Source organism: Klebsiella sp. 141153, from assembly GCF_032601995.1.
Taxonomy (GTDB): domain Bacteria; phylum Pseudomonadota; class Gammaproteobacteria; order Enterobacterales; family Enterobacteriaceae; genus Klebsiella; species Klebsiella aerogenes.
In genome coordinates this window covers 105,813-126,677 of sequence record NZ_JAQIRJ010000001.1, presented here as the reverse complement: position 1 = coordinate 126,677, position 20,865 = coordinate 105,813, and the positions used below count along the sequence as shown (strand labels likewise).

Below are 20,865 nucleotides of genomic sequence, written 5' to 3'. Positions count from 1 at the left end.
TAGCGCCGGTTTATTTAGTTATTTAACAAACCGGCGCGGCGAGGAAATTAATTGACGTTACATGGCGTTTTCTCTTGCGCTTCACCCAGGGCGATACGCAGATGGTTGTTGTTTTCGCTGAGCAGATCCCGCGCCTGCCAGGCATCAAGCCCCGTCATCAGCATCAGAATCGCCGTCCGACAATGCTGATTGCAACTGGCCAGCGCGGCTTTGGCTTGCGCGCGCGTACACTCTGCGGCGGCCATCACCATGGCGATTTGCCGCTCCTCCCAGCGCGGGCTGGTTGCCTGTAGATCAACGCGCAGGTTGCCGAACACTTTGCCGCTGCGTACCGCAAGGCCGGTGGTTAACAGGGTGAGAATCTGCCGCTGCGCCAGTTGCGCTTTCGGATTGCCATAACCGGCTACCGCCTCCGGCCCGGTCTGCGGCGCAATAATAATATCCGCCAGCTGCGCAGCCTCGCTGTCGCTTAGCTGCGTCAGTAGCGCAATCGGCGCTCCCAGCGACCAGGCGTGACGCATGGCTCCCCACACCCACGGTGTTTTGCCGCTGACGGAAAGGGCCAACAGCATATCGTTGGCGCTGAAGGCATGTAGCTGCAAATCGCGCACGCCCGCGTCATAATCGTTAGCCGCCATCTCGGCCGCCTGCAGCGAGCTCTCTTCGCCGCCGGCGATAATCGCCACCAGTGAGTGATTGGCTTCAGGGGAATAGTCATTAACCGTTTGCAACGCCGCCTGCCCGGATGCCCCGGCGCCAATGATCACCAGCCGTCCTCCCCGGCTCAGGGTCGCCGCGGCGTTATCCACCAGCCGGGTAATCTGCGGCAGGCAGGCATCGATGGCGACGGCTATCTGTTTGTTATCCTGCTGCAGCAGGGTCAGCATATCGAGGGTGGCGAGCGTATCGATATGGCGCGTTTGCGGGTGGCGTCGTTCCAGCATTGATGCGGTTGGCTTACTGCTCATAAAACCTCCATTTAAAACCGAACTCACTGCGGCTACATCAATAGCACTGACATATCCATTCATTCATCACGGCTATTTGATTGATGCGGCCAGTGTAAAGCCTTCATCCACGGCTTTACCGCCACGGGGGTCACAGTTTGTTCACTCGACACCTAATCGCGGCGCGATTGCGCGTTATCCGAGCATGAGGGCTACGCATGTCAGGCAGCGGATACCCGGTAAGCCGGTTTTACTGTTATTACACGGCTTTATGAAAGCCGACCTATCGGCGATAATGATCGTTCAACGAATTGACCGGGGTTGTCATGAAGGAAGCCGAGCTACAGCCGCCCACCCGTAAGCGCGCCCGCAGCCTGAAATTAAGCACCGCCGTCACGCTGATGATTGGCAGCGTTATCGGCGCGGTGCTACTGCTGGTCTACGCGCTATGGTTTATGCAGATCAGCAACGCCACCCGCGACGGCTTAAAAGAGACGGCGCTGGCGGTGGCGCGCACCATGGCCGATATGCCGCAGGTGAAGCGCGGCCTCAGCGAGCCGCCGCAGAGCAATATTATTCAGCCGCTGGCGCAGGCCATTACCCGACGTAACGATCTGCTTTACGCGATTGTGACCGACATGCGCGGTATCCGCTATTCGCATCCGGATAGCGCCATCATCGGTAAACCGTTTATCGGCGAGGATATCCGCCCGACGCTCGCCGGGCGCGAAAACGTGGCGATTAACCACGGCGTACTGGCGCCGGCGCTGCGCGTGTTCACCCCGGTATTCAATGAACAGCATCAACAGATAGGCGTGGTGGTGGTGGGGATTTCGCTGAGTAAAGTCGACGAACAGATCGCCAATAGCCGCTGGGACGTCCTGCTGACCATTCTGTTCAGCGCGCTGGTCTGCGCAATCGGCACCTGGAGCCTGGTGCGCGGCTTGAAGCGTATTTTGCTGGGGCTGGAGCCGCAGGATATCTCTACCCAGTTCCAACAGCGTCAGGCGATGCTGCACTCGCTCAAAGAAGGCGTGATCGCCGTGGATAGCAGCGGCCAGGTCACGCTAATTAACCCGGCCGCCCGCGGCATGTTACTTAGCGGGCCGGATAAAAGCATCGATCGCACCCCGCTGCTGGCGGACCTGCAGGAAGTTCTGCGCAGCGGCGAGCCCATCTATGACCGCGCGCTCGGCTGTAATGGCTTGTTGCTGATTAGCAATACCGTCCCGGTGCGCAGCCAGAACGCCATCGTCGGCGCCATCAGCACCTTCCGCGATAAAACCGAGATGAGTCAACTGGTGCAACGGCTGGATGGCATGATGAGCTACGTCGATGCCCTGCGCACCACTTCGCACGAATTTATGAACAAGCTGCACGTGATCCTCGGCCTGCTGAATATGAAAAGCTATGACAAGCTGGAAGAATATGTACTGCAAACCGCCCATGCCTATCAGGCCGACATCGGCGAAATTCAGCACCGGATAAAATCGCCGGTGGTCGCCGGCTTCCTGATTGGTAAAATCCAGCGCGCCAAAGAGCGAGGCTTCACCTTGAACCTCGCCGAAGAAAGCCTGGTGCCGGATTGCCCGAATGAAAAACAGGTCACCGTGCTGGTAACGGTATTAGGTAATCTCATTGAAAATGCGCTGGATGCGATGAGCGGCCAGGCGGAAGGCGAAGTGAGCCTGCTATTGCACTATCAGGATGGCTGGCTAAGCGGTGAAGTCAGCGACGACGGCCCGGGGATCCCGGCGGCCAATATCGACGCCATTTTTAATAAGGGCTTCTCCACCAAAGGCGAGAATCGCGGCGTCGGCCTGTTTCTCGCCAACCAGCAGCTCCACGAACTCGGCGGCACGCTAGCCGTTGAGTCCGAACCTGGCGTATTTACCCAATTTTTTGTTCACCTGCCCTGGGATAGTAAAAGGAAAAAAGCGTGATAAATGTATTGATTGTTGACGACGATGCGATGGTTGCCGAGCTGAACCGCCTGTACGTGGCGCGCATCCCCGGTTTCAGCTGCTGCGGCACCGCGTCGACGCTCGGCAAAGCCCAGGAGATGATTAACGACCCGCAGATGGCGATCGATTTAGTACTGCTGGACGTTTATATGCAGCAGGATAGCGGCCTGGATCTGCTGCCGACCATTCGCGCCAGCGGCCGCGCCATCGACGTGATTATGATAACCTCCGCCGCCGATGCCGCCACCGTTCAAACCGCCATGCACTACGGCGTGGTGGATTATCTGATTAAACCTTTCCAGTTCCCGCGCTTTGAAGAGGCGCTGACCGCATGGCGCGAAAAGCGCAAACTGATGACCGGCCAGCCCTATTACGAGCAGGCGGATGTCGATCGTCTACTGCACGGCGGCGCGCCGGAAGCGGCTGACGCGCGTAAGCTACCGAAAGGCTTAACGGCGCAAACCCTACGCACCCTGTGCCAGTGGATTGACAGCCACCCTGATGTGGAGTTTTCTACCGATGAGCTGGCGGCGGCGGTGAATATCTCGCGCGTCTCCTGCCGCAAATATCTGATCTGGCTCGCGCAGATCAATATTCTCTACACCACCATCCATTACGGCGCGACCGGCCGACCGGTGTATCGCTACCGGCTGGTCGCCGAGCAGTACGGCCTGCTCAAGCAGTACAGTCAGTAATCTGGTAGCCGCTGTCGCGCAGCTGAAAGCGGATGCGCTGCGGTGACGATAGAATCACGTTGCGGTTTTTGGTGACAAAAATCGCTTCAATGTCGTCCCGCTGGCGCAGCGCCGCGCAGCCCTTCTCCACGCCAAGGCCATACAGCAGCGTGGTCCAGATATCGCCGTCCAGTGAGTCCGCGGAAATGACCGTGACGCTGTCGAGTTCGTTATCCAATGGATAGCCGCTGCGCGGATCGAGGATATGGTGCCAGCGTTTGCCATCCTGCTCGAAATAGCGTTCGTAGGTGCCTGAAGTGACAACCGACTGCCCGCTAACGGCAATCGAGCCGACAAGTTCCTGCGCCGCGGCAAAGGGTTTTTTCAGCCCAATCGCCCATTCCCCTAACGTATGTACATTGCCGCCGAGATTAATCAGCGCCTGTTCGATCCCCTGCTGGCCCAGGTAATCGCGTACCCGGTCGGCGATATATCCTTTGGCGATTGCGCCAAGGTCAATTTCCATTCCGGCCTGCGCCAGCCACACGCTCTGCTTTTCGTCATCGAGAATGACATCCTGCGGGCGGGTTAACGGCAGCCGCGCCGCAATATCCGCCGCCGACGGCACGCTATGCCCCTGAAAGCCAATGCGCCACAGTTTAACCAGCGGGCCAATAGCCAGATTAAAGGCGCTGTCGCGCACCATACTGGCGGCTTTAGCGCACTTAATCAGCTGGTAAACCGGACGGCTAACGGTAACGGGATGACGCCCGGCGGCATGGTTGATATTCATTACCTGCGACTGCGCGCGGTTAACGGTGAGCAGATCTTCGTAGCGTTTAATTAACTGAAATACGCGGGAGGCCAGTGCCTCATCGTGGGAATAGAGTTTGAGCAGGATGGGCGAGCCCATCAACACGGCGGAGTAGCTATAGACGCGGTTATCGGACATCGGGCTCTCCTTAGAAGGGATAAGCCGGGCGGCTAAGCCAGCCCGGCATCAGCAATTACCTATTATCCTCTGGCACGTTTCGCCGCCTGATGGCCCGCGAGGGTACCGAAGATGATGATATCCGCGACCGCGTTACCGCCGATGCGGTTACCGCCATGGATACCGCCAACCACTTCACCCGCGGCGTAGGCGCCGCGAATTGGCTGCTGCGCCACATTCAGCACTTCGCCATCGGTATTAATGGTCACGCCGCCCATAGTGTGGTGCACCCCTGGGGCAATACGAATGGCGTGGAACGGGCCTTCGTTAATCGGCGCGCGCAGCGCGGTTGTGCGGCCAAACGCTTCATCGTGCTGTTTTTCCACCGCGCCGTTGTAGCATTCCAGGGTAGCGAGGAACGCATGGTAATCCATCCCCAGCTTCTCCGCCAGTTCACGCGGCGAGCTGGCGCTGGTGACGAAGCCTTTGGCGATATACTCGTCGGCGGCTTTGTTTTTCGCCCGCACATGCTCGTCGAAGACGATGTAAGCATAGTGTTCCGGCAGCGCGATAATCGCCGCAGACACTTTATCGCGGGTCTCCATCTCGTTGAAGAAGCGGTTCCCCTGCTGGTTAACGAGAATAGCGCCGCCGCCGCGAATCGATTCGGAAATCAGGTACGAGGTCTGCTGCTCGACGGTCGGGTGAATTTGAATTTCGCCCATGTCCACGGTGCCGGCGCCAATACGTTCCAGCAGCGCGATACCGCTACCGGTCGCCCCTTTATGGTTGGTGGTCACGAAGCCTTCGAGGTCAGGACGATATTTCACCACCATCGCGCTGTTGGCGCTGAAGCCGCCGGTTGCCACGATAATACTTTTGGTCTGCACTTCGATGATCTCTTGTTCATCGTTGATAAGACGCACACCGCTCACTTCGTCGTGGCGCATCAGGATCTCTTCTACCGAGGTATCCAGCAGCACATCGATACCGCGTTTGGTGATATTACGCACCAGACCGCTAATCAGGTAGCCACCAACCGCCGATCCGTCGCGCGGACGGTGGGTACGGTCGATACTCATCCCGCCGGTGGTGGTGATATCGTTAAGCATAATCCCACGGTCCGCCAGCCATTCAATGGCTTGCGGCGCGTTTTCAACGAAACGGCGCAGCAGCTGCGGGTTGTTTTTGTTGTGGCCGCCCTTCAGGGTTTCCTGATAGAACAACTCTTTACTGTCCTGAATACCTTTGACGCGCTGGAAGCGGGTTTCTGCGGCGTTCATCCCGGCGGAAGCTTTGATGGTGTTGCCGCCAATAGTCGGCATTTTTTCGACGATCAGCACGCTGGCGCCTTCGTCGTGGGCTTGAATCGCCGCCGCCAGACCGGCGCCGCCGCTCCCCACCACCACAACGTCATAGCTTTTCGGCGCGGCATCGTTGCCGCCCTCTTCCGCGGCCAGCGCTTTGCTGGATTTCAGCATCGCTTTGGACACCGCTTTTTTCACCGCTTCGCTCTGGCTGGTCGCACCGGAGATAGCATCGACGTGCGGCGTGTTGGCGGTCAGAATACGTTCGCGGATCTCTTCGAAGCTGGTGGTAAATTCAACGCTCTGTACTGGGCTTGCGGCCAGCTCGATATCCGCAATGCGATCGTTTTCGAGGCTGACGTTAATGACCAGTTCGTTGGCATCGTCCTGAACGGTTTCGACAAACATCCCCGGTTTAAATTTCGCGTCGCCCATGCTCATGTCGCGGATCATCGCTTCGACCAGCGAGAAACGCCACAGCGGTTCCGGAATATGCAGCGCCTCGCGCTGGGTGCTGTCGATAAAGAGTTCCAGCTCTTCGCCGGCGGCGATACGTGAAGCCCAGTCCGGATAGGCGATGCAGGCGCGGCCGACGGCCATCAGGTCATAACCGTGATCGAGGCCCTGTTCGGCGTCGGCTGCGTTAACTACCCCGCCGACGCCCATCACCGGCACCTGCGCCAGCGTTTCAGAACGCATGGCGCAGTATTTTTCAATCAGCGGCGTCGGATCGCTGGTATCAACGATAGACGGGCGCAGCGTCGCGCCAACCGAGAAATGCAGATAATCGACGCCGCGGGCGGCCAGTTTCTCCAGCAGATACATGGTGTCGTCGAAGCGGATCCCCGGGACTTCCATCTCTTCCGGCGAGAAGCGATAGCCGATAATAAAGGCATCGTCAGCGTACTGGCGGGCCATTTTATGCGTGATGTCCAGTACCGCCAGCGGGAATCTGGCGCGGTTGTCACGGCTGCCGCCCCACTCATCGTCACGCTGGTTAGAGTTCGGCGAATAGAACTGCTGGATAAGATAGGTGTTGGCGCCGTGGATTTCGACGCCGTCGAAACCGGCAAGAATCGCGCGACGCACGCCGTCGCCAAATTTGGCGATCATGCCTTCGACTTCTTCACCACTGAGGGCGCGCGGCATGGCGGCGCCGTCGCGCGGCGCGGCAATGGCGCTCGGCGCCACCGGCTGGCGACCGCCAATCAATTGCGGGTCAACCATGCGACCGCCGTGGTAAATCTGCAAAATCGCTTTTGAGCCTTCCGCTTTAATCGCTTCGGCGATTTTCGCCAGCCCGGCGATTTTTTCATCGTTATCGATGCCGATAGCGCCCGGGAAGGCCAGACCATAATCATCAATAAAGCAGCATTCAACGATGATAGTCCCGATGCTGCCGGCGCGGGCGCGATAGTATTCAACGAGCTCGCTGGTGACGGTACCATCGAAATAACCGGTGCAGGTGGTCATTGGCGCCATTAGCAAACGGTTTTTCAGTTCAGTCCCATTCGGTAAAGTAAATGGCTGCAGAATTCGTTCGTTACTGGTCATATTAATACTCCAGATTTTAAATATTGAAATTCAGAATTGGGTGACGGAAATTTTATTGATTGTTTATTTTCATTCCTGTTGTCATGCCAATAATATAGCGTGTTTTTTAGTTACTAAATTAATTACGTTAGTTAAAAAACTATTTAATACCTGCAATAACAGCAATACCTCCATTGTATTATTAAATTTATATATCGTATTTACATAATACAAATGAATGATAACATTTCGGTCACTTTTGTTAACGCTAGAAAAACGCGCAAAACAAAAATAAAACACTAAATTTCAACAATTTAAATAATTAATTGCTTTAGCCATTTATTATTTTTTAAGCGTTCCATTAACAATTAAGGTTTCTTGCGGATAATAACCACATCATCATATGTGGTTATTGCCAAACGAAAAAAAAGATCCAGATCACCTGTTTTTTTTGATCTCGATCAATTGCAATGCAACGTGAAAGCGCAATATATAAATACCCAATGAATTTAATTTAACGCCGCGAAAAACGCGTTAAATAACCGTTTAAGCAACAAGCAATCTCGACAATTAATAATTAAAGAAACTTTCGCAACTAAAAAAATCGAGTGTTGTAAGCGAAGACGGAACCGTATTTTCAACTACTAGCAGATACTCATTATGAAAGAGAAAAAGACAACCATACCGCCTGCCGGTGCCGCGTCTAACGCGGCGTATAAACGTCTGATCATGATGGCGTTGCCCATTATCGTCGCCGTACTGCTGCTGTTCGTCCCGGTGCCTGACGGCTTACCGCCTTTCGCCTGGCACTATTTTGCTATCTTCGTTGGCGTCATCGTCGGCCTTATCTTCGAACCGCTGCCGGGCGCCGTTATCGGTATCACCGGGGTGGTGGTGATTGCTTTATGTAGCCAGTGGCTACTGTTCAGCCCGGAACAGATGGCGGCGCCAAGCTTTAAGCTGGCCGGCGCGTCATTTAAATGGGCGGTGAGCGGCTTTGGCAACTCTACCGTGTGGCTTATCTTCGGCGCGTTCATGTTCGCCGCCGGCTATGACAAAACCCAGTTCGGCCGCCGTCTGGCGCTGATTCTGGTAAAATATCTTGGCCGCCGCAGCCTGACGCTGGGCTACGCCATTACCTTCGCTGACCTGCTGCTGGCGCCGTTTACCCCGTCCAACACCGCACGTAGCGGCGGGACCATCTACCCGATTATCGCTAACCTGCCGCCGCTGTACGGTTCTAAACCTAACGATCCGAGCGCACGCCGTATTGGCTCTTATCTGATGTGGGTAGCCATTACCGCCGCCTGTATCACCAGTTCCATGTTCCTGTCGGCGCTGGCGCCGAACCTGCTGGCGCTGGCGCTGGTAAAAAGCATCGTCGGTATCAACATCTCCTGGGGTACCTGGTTTATCGCCTTCCTGCCGCTCGGTATCCTGCTGATCCTGGCCATGCCGCTGCTGGCGTACTGGTTCTATCCGCCAGAAGTTAAAATCAATAACGAAGTACCGCTGTGGGCCGCTCGTGAACTGGAGAAACTGGGCAAACTGTCGCGCAATGAAATCCTGCTGCTGGTGTTCGTCTGCTTCGCGCTGATGATGTGGATCTTCGCCGCCGACTGGATTGAACCGGCGCTGGCTGCCCTGCTGGTTATCGTGCTGATGCTGTGGACCGGCGTGCTGTCCTGGAGCGATATCACCAACAACAAAGCGGCGTGGAATACCTTTGTCTGGTTCGCCACGCTGGTCGCGCTGGCTGACGGTCTCTCCTCCACTGGTTTCATCGCCTGGTTGGGTAAAGAAGGCGGCGCGCTGATGAGCGGTATTTCTCCGGGCGTTGCGACCATCGTCCTGCTGCTGGCGTTCTATCTGCTGCACTACCTGTTCGCCAGTACCACCGCGCACACTACCGCGCTGCTGCCGGCCATGCTGACCATCGCTTCGACTATTCCGGGAATGAATATGCAAGTCTTCGTCCTGCTGATGGTGACCTCGCTGGGCGTGATGGGCATCATCACCCCGTACGGTACCGGTCCGAGCCCGATTTACTACGGCAGCGGCTATCTGCCGACCAAAGACTACTGGCGCCTCGGCACCATCTTCGGCGCCATCTTCCTGGCCGCCCTGCTGCTGATTGGCTATCCGTGGATGTCCATGATGTTCTGATTCATAACCGCCGGGTCTTCCCCCGGCGGTTTTTATCTTTATGGAGTATGTGAATATGTCGACGAAACCCTTTGTTTATCAAGACCCGTTCCCGATGGCGCATGACGATACCGAATACTATTTGCTCAGCAAAGAGCACGTCTCCGTCGCCGAATTCGATGGTCAGGAAGTATTGAAAGTGGAACCACAGGCGTTAACCCTGCTGGCGCAACAGGCCTTCCACGATGCCGCTTTTATGCTGCGCGTCTCGCATCAGCAGCAGGTCGCGGCCATTCTGCTCGACCCGCAGGCCAGCGAAAACGACAAATACGTCGCGCTGCAGTTCCTGCGTAATTCCGAAATTGCCGCCAAAGGCGTGCTGCCAACCTGCCAGGATACCGGCACCGCCATCATCATGGGTAAAAAAGGCCAGTGCGTATGGACCGGCGGCGGCGATGAAGCCGCGCTGGCGCAGGGCGTCTATAACACCTATACCGAAGACAACCTGCGTTACTCGCAGAATGCGCCGCTGGATATGTATAAAGAGGTCAACACCGGCACCAACCTTCCGGCGCAGATCGATCTCTACAGCGTCGACGGCGATGAATATAAATTCCTGTGCATGGCGAAAGGCGGCGGTTCCGCCAACAAAACCTATCTGTACCAGGAAACCAAAGCGTTAATCACCCCGGCGAAGTTGAAAAACTATCTCGTCGAGAAGATGCGTACCCTCGGTACCGCGGCCTGCCCGCCCTACCACATCGCTTTTGTGATCGGCGGCACCTCGGCGGAAGCCACGCTGAAGACCGTTAAGCTGGCTTCCGCCCGCTACTATGACGACCTGCCGACCGCAGGCAACGAGCACGGTCAGGCCTTCCGCGATGTGCAGCTGGAGCAAGAGCTGCTGCAAGAAGCGCAAAATCTCGGTCTCGGCGCGCAGTTCGGCGGGAAATATTTCGCCCACGATATTCGCGTTATCCGTCTGCCGCGCCACGGCGCTTCGTGCCCGATCGGCATGGGCGTCTCCTGCTCCGCCGACCGCAATATCAAAGCTAAAATCAACCGCGACGGCATCTGGATTGAAAAACTGGAAAGCAACCCGGGGAAATACATCCCTGAACACCTGCGCCAGCAAGGCGAAGGCAATGTGGTTAGCATCAACCTGAACCAGCCGATGAGCGAGATCCTGGCACAGCTGTCGGCGCACCCGGTCTCCACGCGTCTGAGCCTTAACGGCACCATTATCGTGGCCCGCGACATTGCCCACGCGAAACTGAAAGAGCTTATCGATAACGGCGAAGCGCTGCCGCAGTACGTGAAAGATCACCCGATCTACTACGCCGGTCCGGCCAAAACGCCGGCCGGTTACGCCTCCGGCTCCCTCGGCCCGACCACCGCGGGACGTATGGATTCCTACGTCGATCTGCTGCAATCGCACGGCGCCAGCATGGTGATGCTGGCCAAAGGCAACCGCAGCCAGCAGGTGACCGACGCCTGCCATAAACACGGCGGCTTCTACCTCGGTAGTATTGGCGGCCCGGCGGCAGTCCTTGCCCAACAGAGCATTAAGAGCCTCGAGTGCGTGGCTTATCCGGAGCTGGGAATGGAAGCTATCTGGAAAATCGAAGTCGAAGATTTCCCGGCCTTTATTCTCGTTGATGATAAAGGTAACGATTTCTTCCAACAGATCCAAAATCAGCAGTGCGCCGGTTGTAAACAACACGGCTAATTCCCTCCACGCCCGGCGGCTCATCGTCGGGCGTATTCTCCCCCTTTACTCTTGAATTCACCCGACGCTGAACTATGCTCAATCCAGCAGCCGTTCAGAGTTTGACCAGCTGAAAAATAACAATAATTCCCCCTTTTCCGGTGTCGCATATGAACAGGATCCAGGCGTTATTAACGGCGTGTTTTCTGCTATGGCTGGCCTTCCCGCTTTCGGCGGCAGAACCGCGTCAGCAGCCCACCGCTCGCGAGCAGGCGCGAACCGTCGCTATTTTCCATCAACCGATCGTCATGCTGCAGGCCACCTTCGGCCAGACCACGCCGGAAGAGCGGGTTCTGCGCATCCGCAATACGCTACGCGCCTTTACCGAGGCCGATATCAGCCAGCCGCTACAGGTGGTGCCTGTCACCCGCTACAACCAGCCGGGGCGGCTGTTCCTGATGAATGGCAAACCCATCATGTTACTCAGCCAGGCGGACCTCGATGAAGGCGACGATCTGACCCTCGATCAGGCGGCGCAGCGCGTTCTTGCCCGTATGGAAGCGCAGCGGACGTCGCTGCGCGAACAGTACAATACCCGCTATCTGCTGCTGGCGGCGCTAAAATCCGCCGCCGGCGCGTTGCTCCTCGCCCTGGCCTGCTATCTCGCTTTCCGTTCGTGGCGGCGAGTGAGGCGCTTTTTCCATCTGCGGATCCTCGAAAAGCGCAGCCTGATCCCGCATAACTGGCGGCGTTTTCTCGGCAACATTGAAAGCCGATTATACGCGCTGCTGGTCATACTGCTTGGGGTACTGGCGGGTTATGTTTGGCTGAGTTGGGTATTCAGCCTGTTTCCTTGGACCCGGGTATGGGGAGAGTCGCTCGGTGAGTGGTCGGTAGGGGTGATTCGCGATATTTCGCTGTCCATCGTGTCGGCGCTGCCGGGATTGATGATCGTACTGCTTATCTTTCTGATTACGTGGTTTATCATCCGCCTGCTGAAGGTGGTGTTGGATCAGGTCGCCGCCGGACGTCTGCAGATCCCCGGTCTGCATCCGGAAACCGTCGGCGCCACGCGAAAGCTTATCGCCGTGGTTATCTGGCTTTTTGCGCTCTCCGCCGCCTATCCTTTCCTGCCTGGCGCAAATTCTCTGGCCTTCAAGGGGATTAGCGTGTTCTTCGGTCTGATGTTGACGCTGGGCTCAGCGGGGGTGATGAATCACGCCATGAGCGGCCTGGTGCTGATTTATACCCGCGCGCTGCATAAAGGCGACTGGATCCGCATCGCCGATAACGAAGGCCAGGTCAGCGAGATCGGCATGCTGGCGACCAAAATCCTGACCCGCGAAAACTATATTGTCACCCTGCCGAACGCGGTGGTGGTCAGCGGTAAAATCACCAATCTCAGCGCCAGCGACCCGCAACAGGGAATCAACCTCACCACCGGCGTGACCATTGGTTACGACACGCCGTGGCGGCAGGTACAGGCGATGCTGGAACTGGCGGCCCACCGCGCCCAGGGAGTGGATCATCAGGTGGCGCCGGTGGTTCGCAAACTGGGATTGCTCGACTGGTATACGTCGTATGAACTGCAGGTGCGGCTGTTACCGGAAACGACGCTGCCGGAGGGGCGCAACGCGCTGCACAGCAGCATTATCGATGTATTTAACGAATTTGGCGTGCAGATTATGTCGCCCAATTTTGTCATGCAACCGAAAAGCGCGGTGGTGGTCGCCAAAGAGGATTGGTATACCGCCCCGGCGGTCGCGCCGCAGGAGCGCGACAGGTAACGTCGTCCCACGCCGACGCAGCGTCATCAGGCAATGCCGGATGGCGCTGCGCTTATCCGGCCTACAACTCAAAATCCCCGGTAGCGCTACCGCTTACCGGGGCTACAGCGCTGTGCGATTTAGTAGCCCGTACAAGGCGCAATGCGCCGCCCCGCTACGCCTGCGCGGCGTCAATCTCGGCAAACACCTGCTGCGCGAGGTGCAACGTGGCGTTTGCCGCCGGTAAGCCGCAGTACAGCGCCGAATGCATAATCAGCTCTTTCAGCTCATCACGGGTCACACCGTTATTAAAGGCGGCGCGCAGATGCATCTTAAGTTCCGCCTCGCGGTTCAGCGCAATCAGCATCGCAATAGTGATCATGCTGCGGGTATGGTGATCGAGCCCTGGACGGGTCCAGGTTTCTCCCCAGGCGTAACGGGTAATGAAATCCTGAAACTCCTCGTTCAGCGGCGTCAGATTCTGCAGAGTACGGTCAACGTGAGCATCGCCTAATACCTTGCGGCGAACCTCCATTCCCTGCTGATAACGTTGTTTATCTTCCATTTTGCTCCCCCAGCAAAAAGCCGTTCAGCGCGGCGTTAAAGGCAGCAGGCGCTTCAATGTTCGACAGATGCGACGCCTTCAACACCACCACCTGTGAAGTGGCGATCTGCTGATGCAGGAAGTTAGCGTCGGCGACAGTCGTGACAGGGTCACTTTCTCCGGCAATAATCAGCACCGGAATCGCAATTTGCCCGACCTCCCCCCGCAGGTCTGCCGCCGCCAGGGCTTCGCAGCAGGCAGCGTAGCCTTCGGCGTCGCTATGAGTCAGTTGATGGCATAATGCCTCGACCACCTCCGGCGCGCGCTGGCGGAAAGCATCGCTGAACCAGCGATCCGCCGCCCCCGCGGCAACCACATCCATCCCTTCCTGACGTACCGCGCGGGCGCGAGAAAGCCAGCCCGACTGATCGCCGATCCGCGCCGCGGTATTGGCCACCGCCACCGCATAAAAACGTTCCGGCGCAAAGCGTGCCAGCCATAATCCCGTCAGCCCGCCCATCGAAATACCGCAAAACAGCGCTTTGTCGATATTTAGGTGATCGAGCAGCGCAATCACATCCTCACCCAATTGCGCCAGGGTCACCTTGCCGTTTTTCGTCGTTTTACCATGACCGTGGGTGTCATAACGCAGTACGCGAAAATTCGCCGTCAGGGCCTCCATTTGCGGCTGCCACATTGCGCGCGTGGTACCAAGCGAGTTCGACAGCACGATAACCGGCGCGCCTTCCGGCCCGTCGAGTTGATAATCAAGATTCATGACGTTGCTCCTGATAACGCGCCAGTACCTGGCGCACAAAGCGTTCGGCGCTACCGGTGGCCGTTGCCGGATCCAGTAGCATGTTTAAACGTTCGCGGGAGAGATACTGACTGACCAGCGGGTCAGCCGCCAGCAGATCGACAAGTAAACCGTGACTGTCCAGAGCCTGGCGGCACAGCGCTTCTACACGGTGATGCGCCTCGGCTTTGCCGATAAACTCCGCCAGCGCCAGGGTCACCGCTTCCGCCATAATCAGCCCGTGGGTAATATCAAGGTCGGCACGCATCTTATGCACGAAAACCTGCATCTCGCGCACCAGCATGTCAGTTTGCGCCAGCGCCCCGCCCACCAGCATAATCAGCTCCGGTAGCGTTTCCCATTCCGCCTGCCAGCCGCCGAGCGCGCGCTCATGCTGTTGGATTTGACCGGCGTAAAGGGTGGCGACCAGCCCCGGCGTGCACTGCGCCGCGGTTAAAATCGCCGCGCAGGAGACCGGATTACGTTTGTGCGGCATGGTCGAGGAGCCTCCGCGCCCTTCCGCCAGCGGCTCGCCGACTTCCGCAACCTCGGTTTGCATCAGCAGCGAAAAATCATTGGCGAATTTTCCCAGAGTGCCGCAAACGCCAGCGAACCAGGCGCCGACTTCGAGGAAACGGTCGCGCTGGCTATGCCATGGCGTATCCGGCAACTGCAGCTCGAGGGTTTGCGCTAACGCCTGCGCGACCTGCGGCGCCTGCTGTTTCAATGAATCAAGCGTGCCAGCCGCGCCACCAAACTGCAGCGCCAGCACCCGTGGGCGCATCTCGATCAACCGCTGCTGCCAGCGCAGTAGCGCATCCAGCGTCCCCGCCAGTTTAAGGCCAAACGTGACCGGCAGCGCATGCTGCATCCAGGTGCGCCCCGGCATCACCGTATGCTGATAGCGCTGCGCCTGTTCGGCAAGCGCATCAATCAGGCTTTGTAGCAGGCTATCCGTCGCCGCCAGCGCGCCGCGCAGTTGCAAAACAAACCCGGTATCGATAGCGTCCTGGCTGGTGGCGCCCCAATGGACATAGCGCGCGGCGTCAGGATCCTGCGCTTTCACCCGCGCGGTCAGCTGTTTGACCAGCGGAATTGCCAGATTACCGGCGCTGGCCGCAGCCTGTCCCAGCGCGTCGAAATCAATAAGCGCATGCCGGCAGGCGTCGACTATCGGCGAGACTGCCGCCTTCGGCACCAGCCCGCAGTCGGCCTGCGCCTGCGCCAGCGCGGCTTCGAAATCCAGCATGCCCTGTACCCGCTGCGCATCGCTAAACCAGTCGGTTAGCGGACTGCTGCGCAACATGGGGGTCAACAAACTCATCGCTACTCCTTAAACGCGTTCAATAATCAGCGCAATCCCCTGGCCCACGCCGATACACATGGTGCACAGCGCATAGCGGCCGCCGGTTCGCTTCAACTGATAAGCGGCGGTCATCGCCAGACGCCCGCCGGAAGCGCCTAGCGGATGGCCCAGCGCGATGGCCCCGCCGTTGGGGTTAACGTGGGCGGCATCATCCGGCAGACCTAAATCACGGGTAATCGCCAGCGCCTGTGCGGCAAAAGCCTCATTCAGTTCGATGACGTCCATCTGCGCCAGCGTCAGCCCGGTTTGCGCCAGCACCTTACGCACCGCCGGCGCCGGGCCGAAGCCCATAATTCGCGGCGCCACCCCGGCCGTCGCCACGCCGACAACCCGCGCCAGCGGCTGTAAATCATTCGCCGACATGGCCTGTTCACTGGCCAACAGCAGCGCGCAGGCGCCGTCATTGACGCCGGAGGCGTTACCGGCGGTAACGCTGCCGTCGGTGCGAACCACGCCGCGCAGTTTAGCCAGTGCCTCCAGCGAGGTGCTGCGCGGGTGTTCATCGCGGCTGAAACACAGCGGTTCACCTTTGCGTTGCGGTACCGATACGGCGATCAGTTCATCGGCGAAACGCCCCGCTTCCTGCGCCGCAGCGGTACGCAACTGGCTACGAAGCGCAAAAGCATCCTGGTCGGCGCGAGAAATGGCAAACTCATCGGCGACGTTTTCCGCGGTTTCCGGCATCGAGTGCACGCCGTACAGCGCTTTCATCTGCGGGTTAATAAAACGCCAGCCAATGGTGGTATCTTCCATCTGCATCGAGCGGCTAAAGGCGCTCTCGGCTTTGCCCATCACAAACGGCGCGCGCGACATACTCTCCACCCCACCGGCGATCATCAGCTGGGTTTCGCCGCTTTTAATCGCCCGCGCCGCGACGCCGATCGCATCAAGGCTCGAGCCGCACAGGCGGTTAATCGTGCTGCCGGGAACGCTCTGCGGCAGGCCGGCCAGCAACAGCGCCATACGCGCCACGTTACGGTTATCTTCTCCGGCCTGGTTGGCGCAGCCGTAGATCACATCGTCAATTAGCGCCGGATCGAGACCCGGATTACGCTCCAGCAGCGCTTTCAGCGGCAGCGCCGCCAGATCGTCAGCGCGCAAACTCGATAATGCGCCGCCAAAACGGCCAAACGGCGTACGCACCGCATCACAGATAAATGCCTGATTCATCATAGGTTCCTCACGCGCTTTCCGCCAGTTGTTCAAAAGTCAGCGCCACCGGAGTGATGCGCTGTAGCTCTTCAAATGAGAGGCCGTTAAAGATTTCGCGTACCACCGGACCACGGTCGGTAATATCGATGACCGCCAGATCGGTATAGATACGGCTGACGCAGCCGACGCCGGTCAGCGGATAGCTGCACTGCTCGACCAGTTTGCATTCGCCATCGCGGGTCAGATGGTCCATCATTACAAACACCTGGCGGGCGCCGATAGCCAAATCCATCGCCCCTCCGACCGCCGGGATCGAATCCGGCGCGCCGGTGCTCCAGTTAGCGAGATCGCCGCTGGCGGAAACCTGATAGGCGCCCAGCACGCAGATATCGAGATGCCCGCCGCGCATCATGGCGAAGGAGTCGCCATGGTGGAAAAAACAGCCGCCCTGCAGCAGGGTGACATACTCTTTACCCGCGTTGATCAGCTCCGGGTCCTCTTCGCCGGGCTGCGGCTTCGGCCCCATTCCCAGTAGCCCGTTTTCACTGTGCAGGAACACCTCTTTATCGGCAGGTAGATAGTTGGCGATACGGGTCGGCAGGCCAATACCGAGGTTTACGTAAGCGCCTTCCGGAATATCGCGGGCGACGCGCTGGGCCATTTCGTCACGAGTCAGTTTTTGCATGTTCGGCTCCTCAGGCGCTTTGCGCGGCGGACAGATTTTCCAGCGAGAATACGCGCTGGACGAAAATCCCCGGGGTGATGATGTTTTCCGGGTCGAGTTCGCCAAGGGCGACCAGTTGCGAGACTTCAACAATGGTGGTTTTGGCGGCGGTCGCCATAATCGGGCCGAAGTTGCGCGCCGCTTTGCGGTAGACCAGGTTGCCCCAGCGGTCGCCCTGATGGGCTTTAATCAGCGCAAAATCGGCTTTAATTGGATATTCAAGCACGTAATGACGGCCGTCGATTTCCCGGGTTTCTTTGCCTTCCGCCAGCGGCGTGCCGTAGCCGGTAGGGGTAAAGACCGCGCCGAGACCTGCGCCAGCGGCCTGGATCCGCGCCGCCAGGTTGCCCTGCGGCACCAGTTCCAGCTCAACTTTGCCGCGGCGATAGAGGTCATCGAAAATTTGTGAATCTACCTGGCGCGGGAATGAGCAGATCATTTTGCGCACCCGCCCGGCTTTAAGCAGCGCCGCCAGCCCCACTTCGCCATTACCCGCGTTGTTATTAATAATGGTTAGGTCGCGGGCGCCCTGGTCAATCAGGGCGTCAATCAGATACGTCGGCTGCCCGGCGGGGCCAAATCCGCCGATCATGATGGTCGCGCCGTCGTGGATCCCGGCAATGGCCTCACTCAGCGTCGACACGCTTTTATCAATCATCAGGTCGCTCCTTAACGTGCGGTAATCGCACTTATATGCGTTGTTCGCACAAAATGTGACCTGCTTAACGATGCTGGTCAAGGGCGATAATCGAAATATGGTGCGATAATCGAACATCGTATATCTTTAGCGAAAGAATGTGATCGATGGCAAATACGGAGAACAAAATGGACAAGCATCCAGATGATGTAGTGGCGGGCGACGGCGATCCGTTTAAGGGCGATCCGAACTTTATGGCATCGCTGGCGCGCGGGCTGGAAGTGATTCAGGCTTTTACCCCGCAGCGCCCGGTACTGTCGATTTCGCAGATCAGCCAAAAGACCGGCATCCCCCGAGCGGCGGTACGTCGCTGCCTGTACACCCTAAGCAAGCTGGGTTTCGTCTACGCCGAAGACGGCAAGAATTTCCAGCTGCGACCACGGATACTTGCCCTCGGCCACGCCTGGCTGGCCTCAACGCCGCTGGCGCGCTCGGCGCAGCCGGTGCTCAAGCATCTGAGCGAAATGCTCAATGAGTCCTGCTCAATCGCCACCCTGGATGGCGACGATATCTTGTATATCGCCCGCGCCTCCAGTTCGCGCATTATGACGATCGATCTTGATATTGGCAGTCGTCTGCCGGCGTGGGCGACCTCCATGGGGCGCGTGCTGTTAAGCCATCAGCCGGAAGAAAGGCTGAACGACATGCTGGGCCGGGTGACGATGATTCGCTACACCCCGCAAACGGTAGATTCGGTGAATAAGCTGCGCGCGGAGCTAAAACGTGTGCATCAGCAGGGATATGCGTTGAACGATCAGGAACTGGAAATGGGGCTGCGTTCGCTGGCGGTACCGCTATATAACCCACAGGGACAGGTGGAAGCAGCGCTGAACGTCGGGGTCCACGCGGGCCAGATGTCGACCCGCGAAATGCTGGACAGGGTGCTGCCGGAATTACAAAAAGCCGCCCGCGAGCTAACGCTGCTGCTGCGCTAGCGGCTGCGTTTAGCGTGCAGCTCCCAGTTCTCCTGCTTAGCCTGTTCGGATTTACGCAGCGCCACGTAACAAGCGCCGCTGCCGCCGTGGTGCGGTAGCGCGGCGCAAAACGCCTGTACCTCGGGCAACTCTGGCAGCCAGCGCGCCAGGTAGCTGCGAATAATATTGGCGTGGGCCTGGTCATCACGGCCTTTGCCGTGGATGATAAGTAAATTACGCAGCCCCTCTTTTTGCGCCTGTATCACGAAGGCGAACAGCATTTGCCGGCACTGTTCGACCGGCTGGCGCAACAGCGACAGGCTTGCCTGCTGGCTGTATTTTCCACGCCGCAGCTTGTCCAGCACTCCGCTTTGCAGCCCTTCCCGTTTGAACTCCAGCGGCACGGCGAGCGGCACAATATCGAGGTAGCCGGTGGTCAGAAAATTATCGAGCTGTAGGGTATCGATACGCTGCGGCGCGCGCGCGGGTCGTTCACGATGCCAGTGTACGTCATTATTGCGTTTCAGAGGCTGGACATCCTCCATGGCGTCAAGAAACAGGGATTTGTCGTCAAGGTTCATGGTCACTCCTCCAGCGGCTATCGCCTGCTACTATAGCCGCCTCACGCCTACCCCTCAACGCGTTTAGCCGCAACTGCTGGCAAATAGACCAACGCGGGATATTTAAGGAAACAATTGACGGCTTTGACGACGAAACAGGGTGATTAACGAAGCCGTTAGCGGCGTTGGTCGCGTGTCGCGCCGCTGGATCAGGTAGTAAGTTGCCCTGGGCAATACCTCACGTATGGGGATCATCACCAGTTTATCCGCCATCATCGGATCGTTTCCGAGCTCTACCGGCAGAATACTAAGGAAATCGCTCTTCACCACCAGACTGATGCATGAAGAGAAGGTTTCGCAAACGATATCGACCTTGGGCGCCAGCCCGGCCTGATTGAACATCTCCTGCAACTGTTTGAAGTAGCTACCGCGCGGCGTTGGCATCGTCCAGTGGTGAGCGAGCAATTCAGTCAGGGAAGTGGCGCGCGCCGCCGGATGCCCTGCGCGGGCGAATACCGCGAACGGTTTCTCAAACAGTTTTTCAAAGCTGAATTCATGATCGTACGGGCCGGGATAGTAGGTGTTGATAGTGAAATCAAGCTCACCCTGGCGCAGTTCATTAATCATCGCCAGGAGTTGCCCTTCCATGATCCGAACCTTCACCAGCGGATGCTGCTGATGAAAGCGACAGATAACCGATGGCATCAGCGAACGGGCGACGCTGGCGCCGAGACCAATATTAATCTGCCCGGCCTGCTCCCCCTGACGCTGCAGCAGTTCATCCTGCGCCGCCCGAAGCTCTTCAAGGATCAGGCTCGCATGTTGATAAAAACTTTCGCCGTTTTCCGTCAGCGCCACCCCCTGGCTGCGGCGGACAAACAGTTGGGCGGAAAGCCCTTCTTCCAGCTCTTTAATCGCTTTGGTCAACGCGGGCTGCGAGATCGCCAGCGCCCGGCTGGCGCCGCGAATACTCCCCTCGCGAGCGACCTCAACGAAGGCGCGAATTTGATGAAATTTAATCTGAAATGACATGTTTTAGGTGATAACCATTGTTTATCAGACAGAAGAAAATGACATCTACTGTAATCCATCATGCTGTGGCAGGTTAAGGGTGAGATTGCCAGAAAGGCGTTTGTG

At 57.9% G+C, this 20,865-nt stretch carries 17 protein-coding genes; 6 read left to right on the top strand and 11 right to left on the bottom strand.

Annotation, left to right across the window (positions count from 1 at the left end):
• Positions 1 to 47: 47 nt before the first annotated feature.
• On the bottom strand, positions 48 to 968 hold the full coding sequence (locus tag PGS10_RS00620; RefSeq protein ID WP_316422214.1) for an N-acetylmuramic acid 6-phosphate etherase: 921 nt from the start codon (positions 966 to 968) through the stop codon (positions 48 to 50).
• Positions 969 to 1,273: 305 nt separating this feature from the next.
• On the opposite strand from PGS10_RS00620, the gene PGS10_RS00615 reads away from it, so the two are divergent.
• A complete protein-coding gene (locus PGS10_RS00615) occupies positions 1,274 to 2,890 on the top strand; it encodes a sensor histidine kinase (protein WP_213797284.1) in 1,617 nt (538 codons plus the stop codon).
• The gene (gene dcuR, locus PGS10_RS00610; protein ID WP_047042881.1) at positions 2,887 to 3,606 is read left to right on the top strand and encodes a two-component system response regulator DcuR; all 720 of its coding nucleotides are present in this window, start codon (positions 2,887 to 2,889) and stop codon (positions 3,604 to 3,606) included. Before PGS10_RS00615 ends, dcuR begins: the two co-directional genes overlap by 4 nt.
• On the opposite strand, the gene PGS10_RS00605 is transcribed toward dcuR, so the two are convergent.
• A complete protein-coding gene (locus PGS10_RS00605; RefSeq protein WP_316422213.1) occupies positions 3,587 to 4,537 on the bottom strand; it encodes an FAD:protein FMN transferase in 951 nt (316 codons plus the stop codon). The genes dcuR and PGS10_RS00605 overlap by 20 nt on opposite strands.
• Positions 4,538 to 4,599: 62 nt before the next feature.
• On the bottom strand, positions 4,600 to 7,377 hold the full coding sequence (locus PGS10_RS00600; protein WP_213193970.1) for a flavocytochrome c: 2,778 nt from the start codon (positions 7,375 to 7,377) through the stop codon (positions 4,600 to 4,602).
• A 639-nt stretch (positions 7,378 to 8,016) separates the two neighbouring features.
• On the opposite strand from PGS10_RS00600, the gene PGS10_RS00595 reads away from it, so the two are divergent.
• The 3 genes from PGS10_RS00595 (at position 8,017) to PGS10_RS00585 (ending at position 12,996) form a co-directional block, all read left to right on the top strand.
• On the top strand, positions 8,017 to 9,522 hold the full coding sequence (locus tag PGS10_RS00595) for an anion permease (RefSeq protein ID WP_015366800.1): 1,506 nt from the start codon (positions 8,017 to 8,019) through the stop codon (positions 9,520 to 9,522).
• Between the two features lie 55 nt (positions 9,523 to 9,577).
• A complete protein-coding gene (gene fumA, locus PGS10_RS00590) occupies positions 9,578 to 11,230 on the top strand; it encodes a class I fumarate hydratase FumA (RefSeq protein WP_316422211.1) in 1,653 nt (550 codons plus the stop codon).
• A 149-nt stretch (positions 11,231 to 11,379) separates the two neighbouring features.
• A complete protein-coding gene (locus PGS10_RS00585; RefSeq protein WP_315710271.1) occupies positions 11,380 to 12,996 on the top strand; it encodes a mechanosensitive ion channel family protein in 1,617 nt (538 codons plus the stop codon).
• Between the two features lie 154 nt (positions 12,997 to 13,150).
• Here PGS10_RS00585 and pcaC read toward each other — a convergent pair whose 3' ends face one another.
• The 6 genes from pcaC to PGS10_RS00555 are packed head-to-tail and all read right to left on the bottom strand — an operon-like array spanning position 13,151 to position 18,215.
• Complete coding sequence (gene pcaC, locus PGS10_RS00580) at positions 13,151 to 13,540, bottom strand: 4-carboxymuconolactone decarboxylase (RefSeq protein ID WP_015705266.1); 390 nt, start codon at positions 13,538 to 13,540, stop codon at positions 13,151 to 13,153.
• Complete coding sequence (pcaD, locus tag PGS10_RS00575; protein ID WP_045392362.1) at positions 13,530 to 14,297, bottom strand: 3-oxoadipate enol-lactonase; 768 nt, start codon at positions 14,295 to 14,297, stop codon at positions 13,530 to 13,532. The genes pcaC and pcaD overlap by 11 nt, the downstream gene beginning before the upstream one ends.
• Positions 14,287 to 15,639 carry a 3-carboxy-cis,cis-muconate cycloisomerase gene (locus PGS10_RS00570; RefSeq protein ID WP_316422210.1) on the bottom strand — a complete coding sequence of 451 codons (1,353 nt, stop codon included), beginning with the start codon at positions 15,637 to 15,639 and terminating at the stop codon, positions 14,287 to 14,289. The genes pcaD and PGS10_RS00570 overlap by 11 nt, the downstream gene beginning before the upstream one ends.
• 9 nt (positions 15,640 to 15,648) lie before the next feature.
• A complete protein-coding gene (gene pcaF, locus PGS10_RS00565; RefSeq protein WP_316422425.1) occupies positions 15,649 to 16,851 on the bottom strand; it encodes a 3-oxoadipyl-CoA thiolase in 1,203 nt (400 codons plus the stop codon).
• 10 nt (positions 16,852 to 16,861) lie between these two features.
• Entirely contained in the window at positions 16,862 to 17,518 is a 657-nt protein-coding gene (locus tag PGS10_RS00560) for a 3-oxoacid CoA-transferase subunit B (protein ID WP_015705262.1), read from the bottom strand.
• Positions 17,519 to 17,528: 10 nt separating this feature from the next.
• Positions 17,529 to 18,215, bottom strand: coding sequence for a 3-oxoacid CoA-transferase subunit A (locus tag PGS10_RS00555; protein WP_045392371.1), 687 nt, complete (start codon positions 18,213 to 18,215; stop codon positions 17,529 to 17,531).
• A gap of 167 nt (positions 18,216 to 18,382) precedes the next feature.
• Here PGS10_RS00555 and PGS10_RS00550 point away from each other — a divergent pair, with 167 nt between their 5' ends.
• Positions 18,383 to 19,189: an IclR family transcriptional regulator domain-containing protein gene (locus PGS10_RS00550; RefSeq protein WP_015366809.1), complete on the top strand. Its 807-nt coding sequence runs from the start codon at positions 18,383 to 18,385 to the stop codon at positions 19,187 to 19,189.
• On the opposite strand, the gene smrA is transcribed toward PGS10_RS00550, so the two are convergent.
• Together smrA and PGS10_RS00540 are read right to left on the bottom strand one after the other, a co-directional pair.
• Complete coding sequence (gene smrA, locus PGS10_RS00545) at positions 19,186 to 19,749, bottom strand: DNA endonuclease SmrA (protein WP_045392373.1); 564 nt, start codon at positions 19,747 to 19,749, stop codon at positions 19,186 to 19,188. The genes PGS10_RS00550 and smrA overlap by 4 nt on opposite strands.
• 102 nt (positions 19,750 to 19,851) lie before the next feature.
• Complete coding sequence (locus PGS10_RS00540; RefSeq protein WP_047042859.1) at positions 19,852 to 20,760, bottom strand: LysR family transcriptional regulator; 909 nt, start codon at positions 20,758 to 20,760, stop codon at positions 19,852 to 19,854.
• Between the last annotated feature and the right edge of the window lie 105 nt (positions 20,761 to 20,865).

Coding starts and splice junctions, on each gene's coding strand:
- PGS10_RS00550 (WP_015366809.1), top strand. CDS start 18,383: ATGGACAAGCATCCAGATGATGTAGTGGCGGGCGACGGCGATCCGTTT.
- PGS10_RS00560 (WP_015705262.1), bottom strand. CDS start 17,518: ATGCAAAAACTGACTCGTGACGAAATGGCCCAGCGCGTCGCCCGCGAT.
- PGS10_RS00555 (WP_045392371.1), bottom strand. CDS start 18,215: ATGATTGATAAAAGCGTGTCGACGCTGAGTGAGGCCATTGCCGGGATC.
- PGS10_RS00585 (WP_315710271.1), top strand. CDS start 11,380: ATGAACAGGATCCAGGCGTTATTAACGGCGTGTTTTCTGCTATGGCTG.
- PGS10_RS00615 (WP_213797284.1), top strand. CDS start 1,274: ATGAAGGAAGCCGAGCTACAGCCGCCCACCCGTAAGCGCGCCCGCAGC.
- pcaD (WP_045392362.1), bottom strand. CDS start 14,297: ATGAATCTTGATTATCAACTCGACGGGCCGGAAGGCGCGCCGGTTATC.
- pcaF (WP_316422425.1), bottom strand. CDS start 16,851: ATGAATCAGGCATTTATCTGTGATGCGGTGCGTACGCCGTTTGGCCGT.
- PGS10_RS00595 (WP_015366800.1), top strand. CDS start 8,017: ATGAAAGAGAAAAAGACAACCATACCGCCTGCCGGTGCCGCGTCTAAC.
- PGS10_RS00540 (WP_047042859.1), bottom strand. CDS start 20,760: ATGTCATTTCAGATTAAATTTCATCAAATTCGCGCCTTCGTTGAGGTC.
- PGS10_RS00600 (WP_213193970.1), bottom strand. CDS start 7,377: ATGACCAGTAACGAACGAATTCTGCAGCCATTTACTTTACCGAATGGG.
- PGS10_RS00605 (WP_316422213.1), bottom strand. CDS start 4,537: ATGTCCGATAACCGCGTCTATAGCTACTCCGCCGTGTTGATGGGCTCG.
- pcaC (WP_015705266.1), bottom strand. CDS start 13,540: ATGGAAGATAAACAACGTTATCAGCAGGGAATGGAGGTTCGCCGCAAG.
- PGS10_RS00620 (WP_316422214.1), bottom strand. CDS start 968: ATGAGCAGTAAGCCAACCGCATCAATGCTGGAACGACGCCACCCGCAA.
- PGS10_RS00570 (WP_316422210.1), bottom strand. CDS start 15,639: ATGAGTTTGTTGACCCCCATGTTGCGCAGCAGTCCGCTAACCGACTGG.
- smrA (WP_045392373.1), bottom strand. CDS start 19,749: ATGAACCTTGACGACAAATCCCTGTTTCTTGACGCCATGGAGGATGTC.
- fumA (WP_316422211.1), top strand. CDS start 9,578: ATGTCGACGAAACCCTTTGTTTATCAAGACCCGTTCCCGATGGCGCAT.